Annotated in this window: 1 protein-coding gene and 3 pseudogenes; all 4 read right to left on the bottom strand. The window is 68.7% G+C overall.

The window, feature by feature from the left end; genetic code table 11:
* Positions 1-89: 89 nt before the first annotated feature.
* Positions 90-176, bottom strand: a pseudogene (locus tag LI94_RS24050) (WXG100 family type VII secretion target); the annotation flags it as partial.
* Positions 177-216: 40 nt separating this feature from the next.
* Positions 217-1,428 (bottom strand): annotated as a pseudogene (locus LI94_RS20955) (PPE family protein).
* A 41-nt stretch (positions 1,429-1,469) separates the two neighbouring features.
* The gene (locus LI94_RS20950) at positions 1,470-1,769 is read right to left on the bottom strand and encodes a PE family protein (RefSeq protein WP_046302443.1); all 300 of its coding nucleotides are present in this window, start codon (positions 1,767-1,769) and stop codon (positions 1,470-1,472) included.
* A gap of 205 nt (positions 1,770-1,974) precedes the next feature.
* A pseudogene (locus LI94_RS22760) lies at positions 1,975-2,067 on the bottom strand (type VII secretion protein EsxI); the annotation flags it as partial.

Genomic DNA, 2,067 nt, shown 5'->3' with positions numbered 1-2,067 from the left:
TCTCGAAGCTCAGCGGGATACCTGCTTGCACGTCCCATAACTCGAATCCTCCCAAGATCGGGAGTCTCCGGACTTACCGGGACGGCTCATTCGTCCTCCACGGTCTGGGCGTGCGCATCGAATCGGGCCGCCGTCGAACGCATGGCGTCCGGGTCGGTCATGAAACGTGTGGTCATTGCGGTAACTCCTTGACTTGTTGGTTGTGGTCTTGCGGCGTCAGCCGGCTAGGACCGGATGTGCGACGACACTGGGTTTGAACCCGTACTGAGGCAGATTCCCGCTGGGGCCACCGCGGCCGGCCCCCGCCCCGATCGGCAAGCCGGCCGGTACGGCCGAGGTCCCGGTTGCCGCGGGCATGGTCATGCCGGCGCTTGGGAGTGCCGAGACGGTGCTGGCGGGGGCTCCGGCAGCCCAGTTCTGCGGCACCGACAACATGCCGACCGAACCGGCTTGACCGAGGGCCGCCGATACCGGCGCGCCGCCGAATGCACTCAGCCCGGCCAATCCGGCTGGGCCCAGCGAAGCCACCGGGGCCACCGCGCCGACCGCCGAAGTCAGTCCGCCGGCAGCCGCGGAGCCGGCCGTCCCCAGCGACGATCCCGCGCTGCTGCCGAGACTGCTCAGGAAGCCGACCGCGGTCGACAGTGTGCTGGCGACGTTCCAGGCGCCGGTGTTCACCATCCCGTTGATGCTGTCGGTGATCTGGCTGTTGTCGAACAGGCTGCCCAGGATCCCGGACAAACTCGACGAGGCGGACGAACCCGCGCTGCCCTGGGCCGGTGAAGCCAGACCCTGCAGCACGCTGGGCAGCACCGAGACCAGTTGGCTGGCCTGGCTGTTGCCCGCTGCCGAGCTGCCCGCGGCCTGGGAGACCGCGGCAGCTTGGCCGGCCAACCCGGCCGGGTTGGTGGCCTGGGCCGGTTCGGCGAACGGCGTCACCTGCGACGCGGCGGCCGAACCGGTCGCGTAGCCGTACATGGCTGCGGCGTCTTGGGCCCACATCTCGGCGTAGTGCGCCTCGGTGTCCGTGATCGCCGGGGTGTTCTGTCCCAGGATGTTGGTCGCGATCAGGGCCATCAGCAGGCTGCGGTTGGCCGCGATCACCGGCGGGGGGACCGTCATGGCGAACGCGGTCTCGAATGCGGCCGCGGCCGCGGTGGCCTGGGTGGCGGACTGCTCGGCCGCAGCGGCGGTGGTGTTCATCCACGCCACGAAGGGAGCCGCCGCGGCGGCCATCGACGCCGACGCCGGACCGGCTCACAGCTCACCGGCCATCCGGGCGATCACCGCCTGGTAGGCCGCGGCAGTCGACCCCAACTCCACAGCCAGAGTCCGCCAAGCCGCTGCGGCGGCGATCAGCGGTGCCGCGCCCGGCCCGGTGTACATCCACGCGGAGTTGACTTCCGGTGGCAACGCACCGAACTCCATCATGTTCTTGAGTTCCTTTGTCTTGCTTGGTTTTGCTTGACTCAGCGCGCTGCGATCGCGTTGGCGGCCTCGGTCGCCTCGTACGCTGCCGCGCTGGTCGTCAGAGTGGTGACGAACATCTGGTGAATCGCATTCGCCTGGGCACTGACCGCCTGGTACAGGCCGGCGTGCGCGACGAACTGGGCGGCGGTCAACGCCGACACCGGATCGGCCGCCGCGGGGACCACGCCGGTGGTCGCCGGGGCGGCTGCCGCGTTCTGGGCAGCCATCGCCGAGCCGATACCGGTCAATTCGCCGGCCGCGGCCGTCAGCTCCACTGGCTGCGCGCTCACGAACGACATCAACATCACCCTCTCCTAACCGATCGAGCCGACACGGTTCCGGTCACGAGATCTACCGTGCCGCAACGGTGCTCGGTTAGCTGCTGCCTTGACGCGCTCTTAACGGCGCCGGGTCCAACCTTGATGAGTCCTTGATGTCTGGAAACGGAAAAGCCCGACGCAGCCCCCTCCGCTGCGTCGGGTCTTTCCGGGTCTTGAGCTGACGTTACGCCCAGCTGGAACCCACCGACGCGTCGGTGTTGGCCATGTTGTTGCCGGCCGACTGCACCTTCTGACCGTGGCTGTTGGCCTGCTCGTA

The sequence above is a fragment of the Mycobacterium sp. UM_Kg27 genome (assembly GCF_000972905.1).
Lineage (GTDB): Bacteria > Actinomycetota > Actinomycetes > Mycobacteriales > Mycobacteriaceae > Mycobacterium.
This window is presented reverse-complemented; position numbering and strand designations above follow the sequence as displayed.